The 16026-nt window shown below is 68.6% G+C and carries 10 protein-coding genes and 3 tRNA genes; 10 read left to right on the top strand and 3 right to left on the bottom strand.

Features of this window, described 5'->3' with window-relative positions; all coding sequences use genetic code 11:
* Window positions 1–14: 14 nt before the first annotated feature.
* Window positions 15–3149: a M28 family peptidase gene (locus FS885_RS03625; protein ID WP_144743648.1), complete on the top strand. Its 3135-nt coding sequence runs from the start codon at window positions 15–17 to the stop codon at window positions 3147–3149.
* Window positions 3150–3159: 10 nt separating this feature from the next.
* The gene (locus tag FS885_RS09905) at window positions 3160–3309 is read left to right on the top strand and encodes a hypothetical protein (RefSeq protein ID WP_186365767.1); all 150 of its coding nucleotides are present in this window, start codon (window positions 3160–3162) and stop codon (window positions 3307–3309) included.
* Here FS885_RS09905 and FS885_RS03630 read toward each other — a convergent pair.
* Both FS885_RS03630 and FS885_RS03635 read right to left on the bottom strand, forming a co-directional pair.
* Window positions 3258–4076, bottom strand: a complete 819-nt coding sequence (locus tag FS885_RS03630; protein WP_144743649.1) for a class B sortase — start codon at window positions 4074–4076, stop codon at window positions 3258–3260. The genes FS885_RS09905 and FS885_RS03630 overlap by 52 nt on opposite strands.
* A complete protein-coding gene (locus FS885_RS03635) occupies window positions 4064–7945 on the bottom strand; it encodes a SpaA isopeptide-forming pilin-related protein (RefSeq protein WP_144743650.1) in 3882 nt (1293 codons plus the stop codon). The genes FS885_RS03630 and FS885_RS03635 overlap by 13 nt, the downstream gene beginning before the upstream one ends.
* A gap of 276 nt (window positions 7946–8221) precedes the next feature.
* Between FS885_RS03635 and FS885_RS03640 the strand changes: the two genes are divergently transcribed.
* The 6 genes from FS885_RS03640 to FS885_RS03665 all read left to right on the top strand — a co-directional run bounded on the left by FS885_RS03640 (window position 8222) and on the right by FS885_RS03665 (window position 12446).
* A tRNA-Ile gene (locus FS885_RS03640) sits at window positions 8222–8298 on the top strand.
* Window positions 8299–8360: 62 nt separating this feature from the next.
* Window positions 8361–8436, top strand: a tRNA-Ala gene (locus FS885_RS03645).
* Window positions 8437–8521: 85 nt separating this feature from the next.
* A complete protein-coding gene (locus FS885_RS03650) occupies window positions 8522–8992 on the top strand; it encodes a PTS sugar transporter subunit IIA (protein WP_144743651.1) in 471 nt (156 codons plus the stop codon).
* Window positions 8993–9130: 138 nt separating this feature from the next.
* Window positions 9131–9601, top strand: a complete 471-nt coding sequence (purE, locus tag FS885_RS03655) for a 5-(carboxyamino)imidazole ribonucleotide mutase (protein ID WP_144743652.1) — start codon at window positions 9131–9133, stop codon at window positions 9599–9601.
* Window positions 9602–9665: 64 nt separating this feature from the next.
* On the top strand, window positions 9666–11036 hold the full coding sequence (locus FS885_RS03660) for a class B sortase (protein WP_246060752.1): 1371 nt from the start codon (window positions 9666–9668) through the stop codon (window positions 11034–11036).
* Between the two features lie 111 nt (window positions 11037–11147).
* Window positions 11148–12446 carry a putative ABC transporter permease gene (locus FS885_RS03665; RefSeq protein ID WP_144743653.1) on the top strand — a complete coding sequence of 433 codons (1299 nt, stop codon included), beginning with the start codon at window positions 11148–11150 and terminating at the stop codon, window positions 12444–12446.
* A 33-nt stretch (window positions 12447–12479) separates the two neighbouring features.
* Here the strand turns inward: FS885_RS03665 and FS885_RS03670 are convergent.
* Window positions 12480–12554, bottom strand: a tRNA-Gly gene (locus tag FS885_RS03670).
* Between the two features lie 478 nt (window positions 12555–13032).
* On the opposite strand from FS885_RS03670, the gene FS885_RS03675 reads away from it, so the two are divergent.
* Window positions 13033–14496, top strand: coding sequence for a DUF2252 domain-containing protein (locus FS885_RS03675; protein WP_144743654.1), 1464 nt, complete (start codon window positions 13033–13035; stop codon window positions 14494–14496).
* A gap of 56 nt (window positions 14497–14552) precedes the next feature.
* A complete protein-coding gene (gene purB, locus FS885_RS03680; RefSeq protein WP_144743655.1) occupies window positions 14553–15899 on the top strand; it encodes an adenylosuccinate lyase in 1347 nt (448 codons plus the stop codon).
* Window positions 15900–16026: the final 127 nt, after the last annotated feature.

The raw sequence follows: 16026 nt of genomic DNA on the forward strand, positions 1-16026 counted from the left end.
GACAGGGAGCGCTCATGGCCACCACCCGCAAATACCTTGCCCATCTGCTGCAGAACACCGGCATCACGCCCGCGTGCAGCGAGGAGGAGCACGCCGCCGCCGAGGACCTGGCCGCCATCTTCTCCGACCACGGCTTCGAGCCCGAGATCCAGGAGTTCAACGCGTCCGGGTCCCGCAAGATGGTGCTCGCGGCGCTGGGTATCGTCACGTTCGTCGGCGCGGTCCTTATGGGCATCGGCGGCGCGGTGGGCATCGTCGGGCTGCTGCTGCTCGTCGCCGCGGCCGCGCTCTTCATGCTCGAGCGCCTGGGGAAGGTCTCGTTCACCGGGATCGGCGCCAGCGGTCTCTCGCAGAACGTGATCGCCTACCACAAGGCGTCCGGCCCGCTCGCCTCCCCGCGAAACCGTCCGGTCGTGGTGGTCGCCCATTACGACTCGCCGCGCGCCGACCTGCTCGCGCAGCTCCCCTACAGCACCTATCGCCCGATGCTCGCGAAGTTCCTGCCCGCGGCCATGCTCGCGCCGGCCGTCATCGCGGTCATGCGCCTGCTCCCGCTGCCGGGTGCGGCAAAGCTCGTGCTCTGGCTGCTCGCCATCGTCGTGGCGCTCGTGCCCCTGGCAAACGCCATCGCCACGATCATGAACCGCATGGTTCTGCCCTACACGTCGGGCGCCGTCTGCAACAAGTCCTCGGTCGCCGCGCTGCTCGGGGTCATGGACGCCGTGGCGCCCTGCAAGCGCGAGACCGAGTTCCCGAACGACATCCCCTTCGACGAGTACTTCGCCGAGCAGCAGCGCCTGGCCGAGGAGGCCGAGCTCGCCGCTGCCGTCGCCGCCGGCGACCTTCCCGAGGAGGCGCTCGAGGAAGAGGGCGAGGGCGCCGAGGAGCCGGCCGCCGAGGAGGAGGCCGTCGAGGATGCCGACGCGACCATGGCCGGTACCGCGAGCATCCCCGTCGCGGCGCTCACCGGGGCCACGGCCGCCATGGAGGTCATCGATGGCGCCGCGGGCGCCACGCAGGAGGCCGCGGCGGTCGATCCCGATGCGACCCAGGCCATGCCGCCGCTCACCGATGACGAGGGCGTCCCCGCCGACGAGGCCGATGGGGAAGACGCCGCTCCCGCCGAGGACGAGACCCATGCCGCCGACGATGTGGCCGAGCAGGACGACGCCGATGCGGCTGAGGACGATGTCGATGCCGAGGAAGAGCCGGCCGTCGGCGCCGATGATGGCGCTGTGGAAGATGAGCCCGAGCCCGAGCCGAGCATCATAAACAAGGCCGGCAACTACCGCTACGGTGCCGACGCCATCCATGCCATCGGTATGGTTCCCGAGAGCTGCGTGCTCGTGTACGAGGCCCCGGTCGAGGAGGAGTCCGCTCCCATGACCGAGGCGACGGATGTCGAGCCCGATACGGAGGAGCCCGAGGACGTCGACGTAGAGCAGCGTGCCGACGACGACGAGGCCGCCGTCGAGGAAGAGTCCTATGACGGGGAGTACGACGAGTACGACGAATACGGCGAGTACGACGAGGACTACGACGACTACGCCTACGACGACGGGGCGGATATGCACCCCGCCGCCCGCGCGGCAGGTATCGCCGGGGCGTTCTCCGCTGCCGGCGCCGGCGCGGCGCGCCTGTTCGACGGCGTGCTGAAGCGCGGCAAGAACCTCGTGGAGCAGGCCAAGGAGCGCGCCGCGAACCTCGAGGCCCCGCATGTCGCAGGCGATGCCGACGAGGTTGCCGAGGTCGACGAGGACGTTCAGGCCGATGTCGTCGACGAGGCCTCGGCTGCCGACGGCGCGGCCGATATCTCGCTCGACGCCACCGTCGAGGTGCCGGCGTCCCTCTTCACCGACGCCGACGAGGCCGCTCCCGCCGCCGAGGAGGAGCCCGTCGAGCCTGTGGTCACCGACGAGGCCGCCGATGCCGCCGAGGAGGAGCCCGTCGTCGACGCCGAGGCGACCCAACAGTGGACGCCTGCCGATATGCCCCAGCCTGTGAGCGCCGCCGACCCCGCGGCGACCGTCGCCCAGGAGCCCCTGGACGTGATCGCTCCCGCCGCCGCGCCCGCTCCCGTGCACCCGCAGCCTGAGACCGTCGATTCCCTCATGGCGCAGATTTCGCGCCCCCAGGTCCAGGCCCAGAACCCGCTGCAGGCCTCTGCCCAGCGCTTCAGCGCGGTTCCCGACCCGTCGCTGCCCTCGGTCAACCAGGGCACGACGGTGAACCGCGCCTCGCTCTTCGACCTGCCGGACCCCTCCGCCGCCCCGGTCGACCCCTTCGCGCCGATGCAGCCCGCCGTCCCGGCGGCCCCTGCGGCCCAGGTGCCTGCGGCCCCCGCGGCTCCGGCGTCGAACGGCTTCAGCGTCATCAGCGCACCCGATGCGGCTCCGCAGGCGCCTGCCGCCCCCGTTGCGGGGGAGGGCGCGTTCGAGACCATCTCGGCCTCGGCCCCCGCGCCGGTCGCGCCCCACGCCCCGTCCAAGCGCGGTATCGGCGGGCTCTTCCGTCGCAAGAAGCGCGAGCAGGAGAGCATGAGCGACTGGCTCGGCATCGACGAGGACTTCGATGCCAAGCGCTCCGGCCGCGACATCGGCTCGTGGGACAACTTCGAGGGCGACAACTGGAAGGGCGGCGCCACGGGCGCCGAGGGCGTCACGGAGGAGGAGCTCCGCGATGCCATCACCTCGATGGGCGACGACGAGCTTCTGGGTCACGACATCTGGTTCGTCGCGACCGGAGCCTCCGAGTACGACCACGCCGGCATCCAGGCGTTCCTGAACACGCACCGCGACCGCCTGCGCGGCGTCTTCCTCATCAACCTCGAGAGCGTCGGCGCCGGTGAGCTGTGCACGGTTGCCACCGAGGGCGACACGCGCGTGCTCAAGGGCGACAAGCGCATCAAGAACCTGGTGCACAAGGTGTCCGGTGCGTTCCACCATGAGTTCGGCTCGGTGGAGATGCCCTACGTCTCGACCGACGCGTACGCCGCGATGGACATGAGCCTGCGCGCGCTCACCATCGCCGGCGTCGAGGGCACAGGCTTCGCCTGCTCCCATACCGTGGACGATGTCCCGCACAACGTCGTCGCCAAGAACGTCGACCGCGTCGCCGATGTCGTCACCGAGGTGATCAGGCGCTCCTAGGGAGGGTACCGTGCAGGATCTCATCGAGTTCATCAAGCTGCACCGTAACGTGTACATCGTCATCGCGCTCGTCGCGGTGCTGCTCGGCTTCACCGCGGCGTACGTGGTCTATACCTTCGGGTCCACCCCGCCCGAGGTGGCGGCGGAGGCCGCCGAGTAGCCGGCAGCCTCCTGCGATCGAGGCGCATCCGCATCCCCGTGCACGAACAGGACGAGGGTCCTCGTCCCGCTGTGCCCGTTCCCCTCGGAGCAGGTGACGAGCGTCAGGACCCGCACCGCGCGCTCGATGAGCGCGTCCGCCTGCTCTGAGACCGCGCTCGCCATGAGCGCCATGCTCTCAAGCCAGAAGCCGAGGTCCTCGGCATCCTCGAAGGAGAACCGCTGGATAGGTGCGAAGGAGCCTGGGACGCGCACGGCGAGCAGCGGCGTGAAGCGCACGCTGCCCGCGACCGGGCTCTCCAGCAGGGCGTCGCCGAGCTCGTCGAACGACTCCTGCCGGTAGCGATCCCACAGCCCGCTGAACATCGTGTCTGAATCCCCGATGCGGTGCCCATAGACGATCAGGTGCGTGCCGTCGAGCTCGCAGCGCTCGTCGAGGTATGGGCAGCCCGCGGCGCGCGGCGTGCCGTCGATGTCATGATCGAGGTAGTAGCCCTGAGGGGTGTCGGGCCCGGGGAGGGCGACGGGGTAGTCGATCGGGGTGCCCTCCACGGTGAGCCATGCCGTGCCATCGCCGCCGGCCCGCCTGCCATCCTGGCGCACCTCCCCGGCGCCGTGCTCCCGCGCGAGACGGGTGTAGATCGCCTCGCCCGCCTGCTCGTGTGCGAACAGACTCCCCGCGAGCCCCGAGGACCCGAGCGCGACCCCCAAGAAGGCGCGCCTGGTCAGGAGGAGCCCGCCGCCGCGTGCCCGCTCTACCGTCTCCATGGGAACCTCCTCAGGACCCTTCTGCCCACGAGCAGGTAGCCGGCCGCGCCCACCCCGGCGGTGGCGGTCACCGCGGGCACCAGGGACGTTCCGTCGGTCTGGGCGAGCGGCCGCGCCGGGCGCTCAGACCGGGAGGGCGGCGTGGGCTCCTCCTCCGTCTTGGGCGCCTGGAGCACCTCGTCCCCATCGTGGTCCTCGAGCGGCTCGTCGCCGCCGAGCGCGCCGCCGTTGCGGTACAGGTCGACCGTCGCGCCGTTCACGAGCACCGTCTCGCCGGTGTAGTCGTCCGTCACGCGCAGGTGGAGCACGAGTGGCGCCGTCCCCTCCTCCTCATGGGGCGTCACCACCTCCTCGACGTCGTCATGGGGGTCCTTGATGTCATCCCGGTCCCAGTCTCCCGCGCGCGTGGTGAAACCGGCCTCGACGCGGCCGTACTCGAGCCTGACGGCGATGACCTGCTCGCCTTCCGCGAGGGCGAGGTCGTCGACGGAAAGCGTCGTCGCAGTGGTGCTGTCGACGTCGGCGGCCCAGAGGCGCCAGCCGCTATAGGAGACCACGCGGCCGTCATCCCCCAGCGCCTCGGCGGTCGACTCGTGCGCAAGCCAGGGATTCTCGTGCCCATCGGAAAGGGTCGCGTTCGCGCCCGAGGGATCCTCGAAGTCCGTGGGCGTCATGTTGGTGCGGTACCAGACGTTGAGCCTCCCGTCGAAGTCCCCGATCGCCTCGGGGGTCGTGATGCCCTTAAGCACGGCGAGCCCGCCCGAGACCGCGGTGAGCTCGTCGGTCACGGTGAACTCGTCGACCCAGGTGCTCGAGGTCGACCGTGCGTCGACGCTGTAGCTGTACGACCCGTCCTCGGACAGGTGCACCGGCGCGCGGTTCTCTCCGTCGCCGTTCTCGACGGTACCGGGGGCCGTGGGATCGGCGATCTCTTGGCGTTTGTCGAGCTCGCCCGACACCTCGATCGGCTCGTCGTACATGACGACGCGCTGCACCTCGCCGGTCTCCTCGACGGTGAACTCCACCGCGGTGGCCTGGTCGTAGGTGTGCGGGGCCATCTCCTCGACGAGCGTGTAGCTGCCGGGCGGCAAGGCATCGATGCGGTGGTCCTCCTCGGTCGAGACCCAACTCGCGATCGGGTTCCCCTCGGCATCGAGGATGGTGAGCGTCGCCCCGGGCACCTCGGACTCATCGGTGATGTCGCGCTTGGAGAAGTCGACCTTCGTGTAGTCGTCCTCGGCCTCGATCGCGAATGCGGCAGCCCCATCGATGAGGCCGTGCTCATCCACGGTGAACTCGTGGACGGTGCCGTCGATGAGATAGCCCGCCGGCGCCTCGACCTCCTGGATGCGGTAGATACCCGCATCGAGATGGGAGAGGGTGATGGTGCCCGCCTCATCGGTCTCGAGACGTTGGCGTGTGCCCTCGTCCACCTGCTCCTGGCCCGCCTCGTCGAAGGTGACGCGCCAGATCTCGAAGGCGGCACCGGCCAAGGGCTCGTCCGTGCCCTCGATGCGCTTGTAGAGTACGAGCTCGGTCGGCGCGTCGGCGACCTCGACGGCGCCCTGCACGAGCGCGACCTCGGGCTGCTCGTAGGTGAGGGTGAACTCGCGCGGCGTCGCGTCGAGGGCGTGGCCTTGGGGCGCACGGGTCTCGACGAAGGCGTAGGTGGCGCTGCCGGCTCCCAGGTAGAGCTCACCGGTCATGGCCGTTCCGTCCTCGCCGGTGACCACGTGGTCGACGACCTGGCCCGCCACGGCGCGCACGGTCCCGTCGGGCGAGACGATGTCCTCGCGCGCCACCACGTCGAACTCCGCTCCGGCGAGCAACGTGCCGTCGCCATCGCACCGCTTGGTCACCGTCGCCCGCCCGCGCGCCTGCTCGTCCGGGAACGCGACCACGGTCACGGGCGGCGTCTCGGCGGAGGCGGGGATCTCGAAGGCGACCTCCTCGCCGGGGATCAGGTAGGGAGGCGCGGCCGCGGTCTCGCGCAGGTAGTAGGTCCCGGGGCGCAGCGGCTCGGGCAGCGTCACGCTTCCCGTCGCGTCGGTGGTGAATGATGAGAGCTCGACATGGTTGGGATACCAGGCCTCCTGGCTCACGGGGTTGCGCTCGGCATCGAGCAGCTCAAAGGTGAACCCGGTCAGGGGCACGGTCATGCCGGTCTCGGCATCGGTCTTCACGATCTGGAGCCGGCTCTCGACGAGGTCGTTGTCGACGATGTAGTGGAGGGTGGCCCCATCGGCCATCTGGGAGGCGTCGATGGTCCAGTCGCCCGCCGGCCGGTACCCCTCGGGCACGGTGTCGGCCTTCTCGCGGACGGTGTAGCCCGCACGGTCGTAGGGGAGGGCGCCGCCTACGCCCTCCGGCGCCGTGCCGTAGCCGAACCACGACCCCTCGGTCGTGGCATGGCCGTCCTCGTCGGTCACGATGGTCCCCACGACGTTTCCCGTCGTGTTCGACACGATCTCGAACGAGACCCCCGCGGCGGGCGCCTGCAGGCCGGAGTCCTCGGAACCGGTGTCCGCGTACTTCACGATGTCGATGTTAAAGGCGCGGACGGTCTCGAGCACGGGGTCCTCGGGCGCGACCGCGATGTCCTCGTGTACCTCGCCGCCGCCCAGCTCGAACTCATGCACGGCGGTATCGAGCAGGTAGCCTTCCGGCGGGTCGACCTCGATGAGGGTCGCATGGCCCAAGGGAAGGCCCGTGAAGCTCAAGGCCCCCTCGTCGTCCGAGGTCGCCAGATGGGTGTCGCCGTTAGAATCGGTAAGCTGGTAGGTCGCGCCCACGAGCGTGGCGTCGGGCTGCGCCTCGCCACCGGTCGCGGAGTCCGCCTTGCGGAGGGTGAGGCTCGCCCGCGCCGGGTTGTCCGAGGTGTGCACCTCGGTGGTACCGCTTGCGGTCGTGAAGTAGTGGCGCTCGGTATCCTGCTTGAAGCCGGCCGGTGCCACGGTCTCGATGGCGTAGTAGCGCTCGTTGGGGGCGAGCGCGAACTGCGCCGTGCCCGCACCGTCGGTGGTGACGGTCGCGACGAGGCCATCATCGGAGGCGCGCCTGATCTCGTAGGTCGCGCCGGTGAGGGAGTACGAGCCGTTGCCCGCGGTGAGCTCGACATCGGAGGACGTCTTGCGCAGCGTGACGTCCACCGACCACGACCACGACAGGACCACCTGCGTGGAGGCGCCGGTGCTCATCTGGTACACATGGAAGTCGGCGGGCACCTCCGCGACCCTCCCGTGGATCTGCTGGAGCGGCGCCGCCTCGTTCACGACGCGGCCGCCCTCATCCATGCCGAAGATGTTCTGGAGGAACCACTCACGTCGGTGCTGCCAGCTCCCGTCCACCCCGGTGAGCGCGGTCTGGATCGACCCGGTCCAGGCGTAGGCGGCGAGCAGGTGCGTCTCGGTCCAGATCTTCTGCTGCTCGGTCTGGCCCGAGCTGCCCACGAACGTCGGCCACGAGACGCTGCCCTGACCCGGTCCCTCGGCACCGAAGTAGAGCACCGCGCGCACGAGGTCGTTCCAGCCGCTCGGCGCGGCGAGACCCGATTGCCGGTAGGAGCCCCCGCGGGGCACCGACATGTTCGGTTGAGCGCAGAAGGCGGGGTAGCCGTTCGCGCGCATGAGCCAGGTGGTGTGCCCGCCGTAGGCCACCTCGCGCTCGACGTCGAGCGTCACCTCGCCCGCCTCGGCCTCGGCCGCCCGCGGGAAGAGCATCGCGGCAACCGGCATGAGCAGCACCGCCGTGATCAGCGCCGCGGCGCCCAAGCGCGTGAGAACCCTGCGCAACCTCGAGGGCATGACCGTGCGCCCGCTCGCGCCGCCCCCGCGCCGCCGTCCCTTTTTGGAAGGACCCCTCGCCTCCATATGCCGCTCCCTTCTCTCGATGGTGCGGCAAGCGTATGCGGCGCTTCTGCCCGGAACCTTCCCGATAGCTCGCACCGAACAGACCGAAATCCAACGGCGATGCACCCGCAATCCAACACGGGGCTCCTAGCGGCTCAAACGCCGCGCGGCGATACGTCGCGGTGCGCAAGTTCACGCCGCGCGGCGGCGAATCGACACGGTATCCGCATAATTGGGAATGCCGAAAAAAGTTGTTGACGTGCCGCCGGGGAGCGGGGTATTATCTCCTAGTGCGATGGACCTGTAGCTCAGTTGGTTAGAGCGTCCGGCTGATAACCGGGAGGTCACAAGTTCGAATCTTGTCAGGTCCACCATCTTCTTTCGCAATAAACACCCCAGCGAGAGCGAGTCGCCGCTGGGGTGTTTATTCCTAGATGGGGGTATAGCTCAGCTGGGAGAGCGCGGGCTTTGCAAGCCTGAGGCCAGGGGTTCGAACCCCCTTACCTCCACCAACGATTCCAAGACCCCCGCGCGGGGTCTTTCTTTTGCGCTGCCATCCGCTAGGATGATGGGCGAGAGCCATCAGGGGAGGTAGTCATGACCGCCGTCGACACCGCGCTGTTCAAGCCCGAACTCACCTTCATCGACTTCGAGGCACGCGACCGCTTCGACCTCTTCGCCCGGCTGGGCGAGAGGCTCGCGCCGGCGGGCTACATCCGCGACACCTGGCTCGACGCCATCCTGGAGCGCGAGCGCCGGTACCCGACCGGTCTGGACTGCGGGTCCATCCGGGTGGCCATCCCCCATGTCGAGCCCCAGCACATCGTGCGGCCCTATATCGCCGTCATCAGGCCCGCGCGCCCCATCGAGTTCGAGGGCATGGCCGGCCTCCCCGCCGTGCAGGCTGAGCTCATCGTGAACCTGGGCCTTCAGGGGCACGAGGACAGCCAGGTCAAGGTGCTGCAGGCGCTCATGGGGCTCTTCGCCGATACCGCCGCGGTCCGTGACATCTCCCGCCAGACCACGCCCGACGGCCTACTGAGCGCGCTCTTGCGTCGCATCGGGTAGGCCGCGGCACCCGCCAGGATGAGCTCTTGCTGTGCGCGGGCCATCGCCCGCGCCGCAGCGGCCATCGCGCGGGCGGGGTGGGGTACTATAACAGGATGCCCTAGGCAGCCAATCGGCAATCGAGAGCTTGGAGGAAGCATGGCAGAGCAGGAGCGCACCCCGTTGGTCGGTATCATCATGGGTTCCAAGTCGGACCTCCCGGTCATGGAGGGTTGCACCGCGGAGCTTGAGAAGCTCGGCGTGCCCTATGAGCTCGTGATCGCGAGCGCGCACCGCAACCCGCAGAAGGTCCACGAGTGGGCGGAGTCCGCCGCCGACCGCGGCCTGCGCGTGATCATCGCCGCGGCGGGCAAGGCCGCGCACCTGGGCGGCGTCGTGGCGGCGTTCACCCCGCTGCCGGTGATCGGCGTGCCCATGAAGACGAGCGACCTGGGCGGTCTCGACTCCCTGCTCTCCATGGTCCAGATGCCCTCCGGCGTGCCGGTGGCCTGCGTCGCGATCAACGGCGCCAAGAACGCCGCCATCTTCGCCACGCAGATCCTGGGCGCCGGGATGCCCGAGTACCGTGATGCCATCAAGGACATGAAGCAGGAGATGGCCGAGGCTTAAGCGCCCGCGGGCCTCGTTGCGGGCCGCGCGCAGGGTGCGATGCCCTTCGGCTGAGAGGATAGGTATGACTGAGTATCAGGGGAAGCGCTTCCGCGCGAGCGGGAACGGGCAGGTGGGCCCGCAGCCCCAGTCACGTGCCGACGGGCAGACGGCGGCCGGACGGGCAGGCGCCCACCGCGCAGCTGCGGGCCAGGATCCCGTGGCGAGCGCGGGCTCCCGTCCTCTGGGCAACCACGCCGCCCCTGCCGGCGCGGCGCGCCCCGGAGTGTCCCCGCAGGCACCGAGCCCTCGGGCGCGCGGCAACCACATGCGCGGCCAGCAGGCGCAGCCCGCGACGGGAACGGCCCGCCCAGCTACGGGAGCGGGGCGGCCGTCGGGGGCGGCGGGACAGAGCTCGCCAAGCGCCGGCCGCACCACCCGGCAGCCGGTCTCCGGCGCACGGCCCACGGCAACGTCTCGCGCCGCCGCTACCCCGCGGCCCGCTTCCTCGGCACAAGCCCCCCGCCCCGTCGGAACGAAACCGGCGCAGTCGGCCTCGCCTCACGCCTACCGGCCCTCGTCGTACGGCGCCCGCGCCGGCGCGGCGGGCAACTCCAGCCGTCCGGGCTCGCGCAGACCTGCCGGCTCGCGCAAGGAGACCGACCCGCGCAAGGGTAGCGGGCGCGACATCGTCTCGCGCATCCTCATCGGCGTGGGCATCGTGCTCCTCCTGGTCGCTGCCGGCATCTTCATCTTCGCCCAGCTGGGCTACCGGCAGGCGGCGGACACCTACCGCGACCTTTCGTCCTACGTCACCCTCGACGATTCTGAGGGGCAGGGCATCCCCGAGGTCGACTGGGATGCGCTCGCCCAGGTGAGCGAGGACATCGTCGCGTGGATCTACATCCCCGGCACCGACATCAGCTACCCCGTGGTCCAAGGTGAGACCAACGACCAGTACCTGCGGGCCCTGCCCGACGGAACCTGGAACAACTCCGGCAGCATCATGCTCGACAGCGACCAGACGGCGCCCGGCATGGTGGGCCAGCAGACGACGGTCTACGGGCACCACATGAGCGACGGGTCGATGTTCGACCCGATCGAGGACACGCTCGACCAGGACCTCTTCGACGGCATGCCGACGGTCTACTACCTCACGCCCGAGGTGACCTACCGCCTGTCGCCGCTCTTCACGGCACGCGTCGACGACACCTACGTCGCCGCCCGCCAGGAGACGTTCGGCGATGCGGCGGCGCTCCGCAGCTACCTCGACGCGCTGCGCGAGTACGCCCGCGCCGAGGCGGACGACGTCGACGAACGCCTGGCATCCGTCGACCAGGTGCTGGCGCTGGTGACCTGCAGCGGTGTCGCCCCGGCGAACCACCGCGCGGTCATGATCTGCACGATCGCCGAGGAGATGCCCGCGCAGCAGGCGGGCGATGCCGGCGAATCATAACCTCTCGACACCATCTCAAGAATGGCTTAAGGAGGGCGTTCCCGCACGGCGGCGCCCTCCGTTCGTCTACACTTGAGCCGCTACCGAACGCGACCGATGAGGAGCCTTCCCATGAGCGCACCCGCATCCGAGGCCACCGCGACCTCGATGGTCTCCCCCGGGGACAACGGGCTCGACCCGAAGACGACCACCCCTGAGGAGCAGCGTAAGATCCCGCTCTTCATCAAGGTCTACGGCTTTCTCTGCCTGATCGACGGCGTGGTGACGGCTCCGCTCGTCGCGCTGTTCATCGGCCTTGTCGCCCTCGCGGTCCTGAGCGATCCGGCGTCGTTCGCTGTCGGCGCCGACCCCACGATCCCGGTTGTGGTCACGATCTTGAACATCGTGATCTCCCTCGTAAACGGCATCGGGCTTATCGTGTTCGGTCGTTCCCTCATCCGCAACCGCCGCCGGCACGCGGCCCTCTGGTCGTACGTGCTCATCGGCACGACCTTCATCCAGCTGCTCTGCAACGTGATGCTCCAGGGCATCGGGCCGCACCTCACGAGCGGCACCGTCCAGCTCGTCATCCTGCTCACGCTCTCCGTCACGATCGACCCCTCGCTCCACCAGGAGCGCGAGCTCCAGCGGCGCCTGCGCGACCTCGCCGACCAGGAGGCCGCCGAGGAGGGAATGCTCGGCCGCGACCTCGAGGGCAAGGGGTACATCCAGCTGAACTTCTTCAACCTCTTCTGGGTCTTCTTCGTCTGCAGCATCCTGGGGCTCGCCATCGAGGTCGTCTACCACATGGTCGTCGTGGACCCGGGTGTGTACCAGGACCGCGCAGGGCTCCTCTTCGGGCCCTTCTCGCCGATCTACGGGGTGGGCGCGGCCCTGCTCACCATCGCGCTCAACCGCTTCTATCGCGCGAACCCGCTCGTGATCTTTTTGGTCTCCGCCGTCATCGGCGGCGTGTTCGAGGCGTTCGTCAGCTGGTTCATGCAGACGTCGTTCGGCGCCGTCGCCTGGGACTACACCGGCATGACCATCTTCGGCTTTCCCGACCCGGTGGCGATCCTGTTCCACGGGCGCACGAGCACGCCGTTCATGTGCATGTGGGGCGCCCTCGGCTTCGTGTGGATCAAGGTCTGCCTGCCGTGGCTGCTCAAGCTCATCAACATGATCCCCTGGAAGATCAGGTATTCGCTGACCTCGCTCGTCTCCGTGCTCATGCTGGTCAACGCGGTCATGACGCTGCAGGCGCTCGACTGCTGGTTCGAGCGGGTCTCGGGCACCGCGTCGACGACGCCGGTGGAGGAGTTCTACGCGGAGCACTTCGATAACGCCTACATGGCCGACCGCTTCCAGAGCATGACGATCCACCCGGAGGATACGAGCCGCGTCGACGAGGGCGCGATCGCGGGGCAATGAAAAACGGCACCGTTTCCGGTGCCGTGAACGTTCTGGAGCGGGCAACGGGACTCGAACCCGCGAGTGTCAGCTTGGGAAGCTGATGCCTTACCACTTGGCGATGCCCGCGTATGCGCGCCGCTTCGGCGCAGGGGATAGTATACCGTGCCCGTTTTCGCCGGACAAGGCGTCGATGCGGAAACGGGCACGATCCGCACGAAATCGGCTCAGGTGGCGTCCGCCGCTCGGGCGAGGTGCGGCAGCCTTGGCCCGATAGCCCTGTTGCGGGCAACGAATCGTGAAGCCGCGGCGCAGCGAAAGGTCCATCCGGGGCCCAGCGCACGCTCGTTGCGGAATTCGGTGTGAAGAATCGAGAGCGTGCCAGTAGCGGCGAAAACAGGATTCATCACCAAGCGATGTACCTGCGGTTTCTTTATCTCGCTTGGGACCTTGCGGGAGCAGCGCCCAAAACTCACACCGAATTCCGCAACGAGCGATCCAGAACACGCGAGTCGGCGGGAACTGCTGGATTTCGGGGTTCCCCACGCCCGACAAGGTAGACTGGTATGCGGCACAGCTGGTCTGCACATATTTGGTTGGGGGCATCATGGGTGGAAGCGAATCGGCATACGGGAAGCGGCCGGTCGAGGCGGGCGCGCCTTCCGCCTACGCGTACGACAGGCTGGGGGAGACCCTGCGCGCGGCGGAGCTCCCCTCGGTGGACGAGCGCCGCGCCTTCGGCGAGGCCCTGCGCGACCGGTGCCCGCTCGAGACCCTAGGCACCTGGGAGGTTGCGGAAGGTCGCGGGGAGGTCATCGACCTCATCGAGGAGCAGTCCGCCACGCGCGTGCCCGAGCTCGTGCCGCTTCGCTACGAGCGCATGGGGGTCTCGCCCTTCACGTTCTTCCGGGGCTCGGCGATCGTGATGGCGCACGACCTCGCGCAGATGCCCGCGACCGGCATCGAGGTCCAGTGCGTCGGCGATGCGCACATCGCCAACTTCGGTCTGTTCTTGAGCCCCACGCGCCACCTCGTCTTCGACATCAACGATTTCGACGAGACGGCACCGGGTCCATGGGAGTGGGATATCCTGCGCCTGGTCGCGAGCGTCGAGATCTGCGGGCGCGACCGGGGTTTCTCGAAGGAAGACCGTCGCGACGCCGTGCGCGCCTGCGCCAAGCAGTACCGCCACGCCATGAGGGACTTCGCCGCCATGGGTGCGCTCGACGTATGGCATGCGCACCTCGACGTGGAGCAGGCGCTCGAGGGCTTCGAGCTCGATGGCAAGCGGGGCAGGACGATCCGGCGGGCCGTCGAGCGCGCACGATCGAAGGACAGCGCTCGGGCCGCCGACCACCTTGCGCACGAGGAGGAGGGCGGCCTCAGGTTCGACATGCGTCCCCCGGAGCTCGTGCCGCTCGCGCAGCTTGCGGAGACCCAGGGCTACCGTGACGCGGGCGAGCTCATGGCCGCCCTCGAGACCATGCTCGGCCGGTACTTCGAGAGCCTTCCGCTCGATAGGCGCCTGCTGCTCAGCCGCTACCGCATCCAGGACGGTGCCCGCAAGGTCGTGGGCGTGGGGAGCGTGGGCACGCGCGCGTGGGTGGCGCTGCTCACCGGCAAGGGCGCGGACGACCCCTTGGTCATGCAGGTCAAGGAGGCCGGCCAGTCGGTGGTCGAGCACTTCTACAAGCCGTCTTCCTTCGCGCACAGTGGCGAGCGCGTGGTGCAGGGTCAGCGGCTCATCCAGTCGACCGCGGACATCCTCCTGGGATGGACGGGCGTCACGGCGCCGGACGGCACGCGGCGCGCGTACTACGTGCGGCAGCTCTGGAACGGCAAGGGGTCCATCGACCTCGAGGAGATCGGCCCGGAGAGTCTCGAGAACACCGCGAGGCTCTGCGCCTGGGCGCTCGCGCACGCACACGCCCGCACCGGGGACGACGTCGCCATCGCGGCCTACCTCGACCGGAAGCACGACTTCGAGGACGCGCTCTGGGACTTCGCGCGTGCCTACGCCGACCAGAACGAGGGCGACTACGCGGTCTTCATGGAACGTCATGGCAGATGAATGACCTGCGGTAGAATCGGAGAGACCATTAACGCGCGACCGCCGGAGGGACCCGCATGATCGATCGCTATACCCGCCCGGAGATGGGCCACATCTTCTCGCTCGAGAACAAGTACGCCATCTGGCAGGAGATCGAGGTGCTCGCCTGCGAGGCTCACGCCGAGATGGGCAAGATCGGCATCACCAAGGAGGAGGCCGGCTACATCCGCGAGCACGCCTCCTTCAACAAGGAAGAGGTCGACGCCATCGAGGCCGTCACCAACCACGACGTCATCGCCTTCCTCACCAACATGGGCGAGTACATCGACAAGGACGTCCCCGAAGGCGAGCCCAAGCCCAGTCGCTGGGTGCACTACGGCATGACCTCGTCCGACCTGGGCGACACCGCGCTTTGCTACCAGCTCGTCCAGGCGACCGACATCCTCATCGAGGACTGCCGCAAGCTCGGCGAGATCTGCCGCCGCCGCGCCTTCGAGGAGCGCAACACCCTTTGCGTGGGCCGCACCCACGGCATCCACGCCGAGCCCATGACCTTCGGTATGAAGTTCGGCAGCTGGGCGTGGGAGCTCAGGCGCGACCTCGACCGCCTCATCGATGCCCGCAAGAACGTTGCCTTCGGCGCCATCTCCGGTGCGGTGGGTACCTACAGCTCCATCGATCCCTTCGTGGAGGAGTACGTCTGCGAGCATCTGGGCCTCGTGCACGACCCGCTGTCCACCCAGGTCATCAGCCGCGACCACCATGCCTACCTGGCGGGCGTCCTCGCCACTACCGCCGCCACCTGCGAGCGCATCGCCACGGAGATCCGTAACCTCCAGAAGACCGATACCCTCGAGGCCGAGGAGCCGTTCAAGAAGGGTCAGAAGGGCAGCTCCGCCATGCCGCACAAGCGCAACCCCATCACGCTCGAGAAGGTCTGCGGCCTCTCGCGCGTGGTGAAGGCCAATGCGCAGGTGGCTTTCGACAACGTCGCGCTCTGGCACGAGCGCGACATCAGCCACAGCTCCGCCGAGCGCGTGGCCCAGGCCGACAGCTTCATCGCGCTGGACCACATGTTCCAGTGCCTCATCCGCATCGTGGACGGGCTCATCCTGTACCCCGAGCAGATGAAGGCCAACCTCTACAAGACCCGCGGCCTCATCTTCTCCTCAAAGGTGCTGCTCGCGCTCGTGGACACGGGCATCACGCGCGAGGATGCCTACGCCATCGTGCAGGAGAACGCCATGGCCACGTGGCGCGAGGTGCAGCAGTGCGAGCAGGGCACCACATTCCGCGAGAAGCTCGAAGCCGACCCGCGCTGCACCGTGACGGCCGAGAAGCTCGACGAGATCTTCGATCCGTGGGACTTCCTCACACGCATCGATCGCGTCTTCGACCGTCTCGAGGAGCTGAGCTTCGCGTAAGGCTTGCCTGACAACGTGAACGATTGTGTGTGGGGGCTCTCATTCTTATGATGCGGAGCCCCCACGTTATGTTCCTCGGTATACTTTGTACGACCGAGATTCGTATCTGTCAGTTTTGAGATGGAAG

It is taken from the genome of Enorma burkinafasonensis, from assembly GCF_902150035.1.
In the GTDB taxonomy this organism is placed as follows: Bacteria; Actinomycetota; Coriobacteriia; order Coriobacteriales; family Coriobacteriaceae; genus Enorma; species Enorma burkinafasonensis.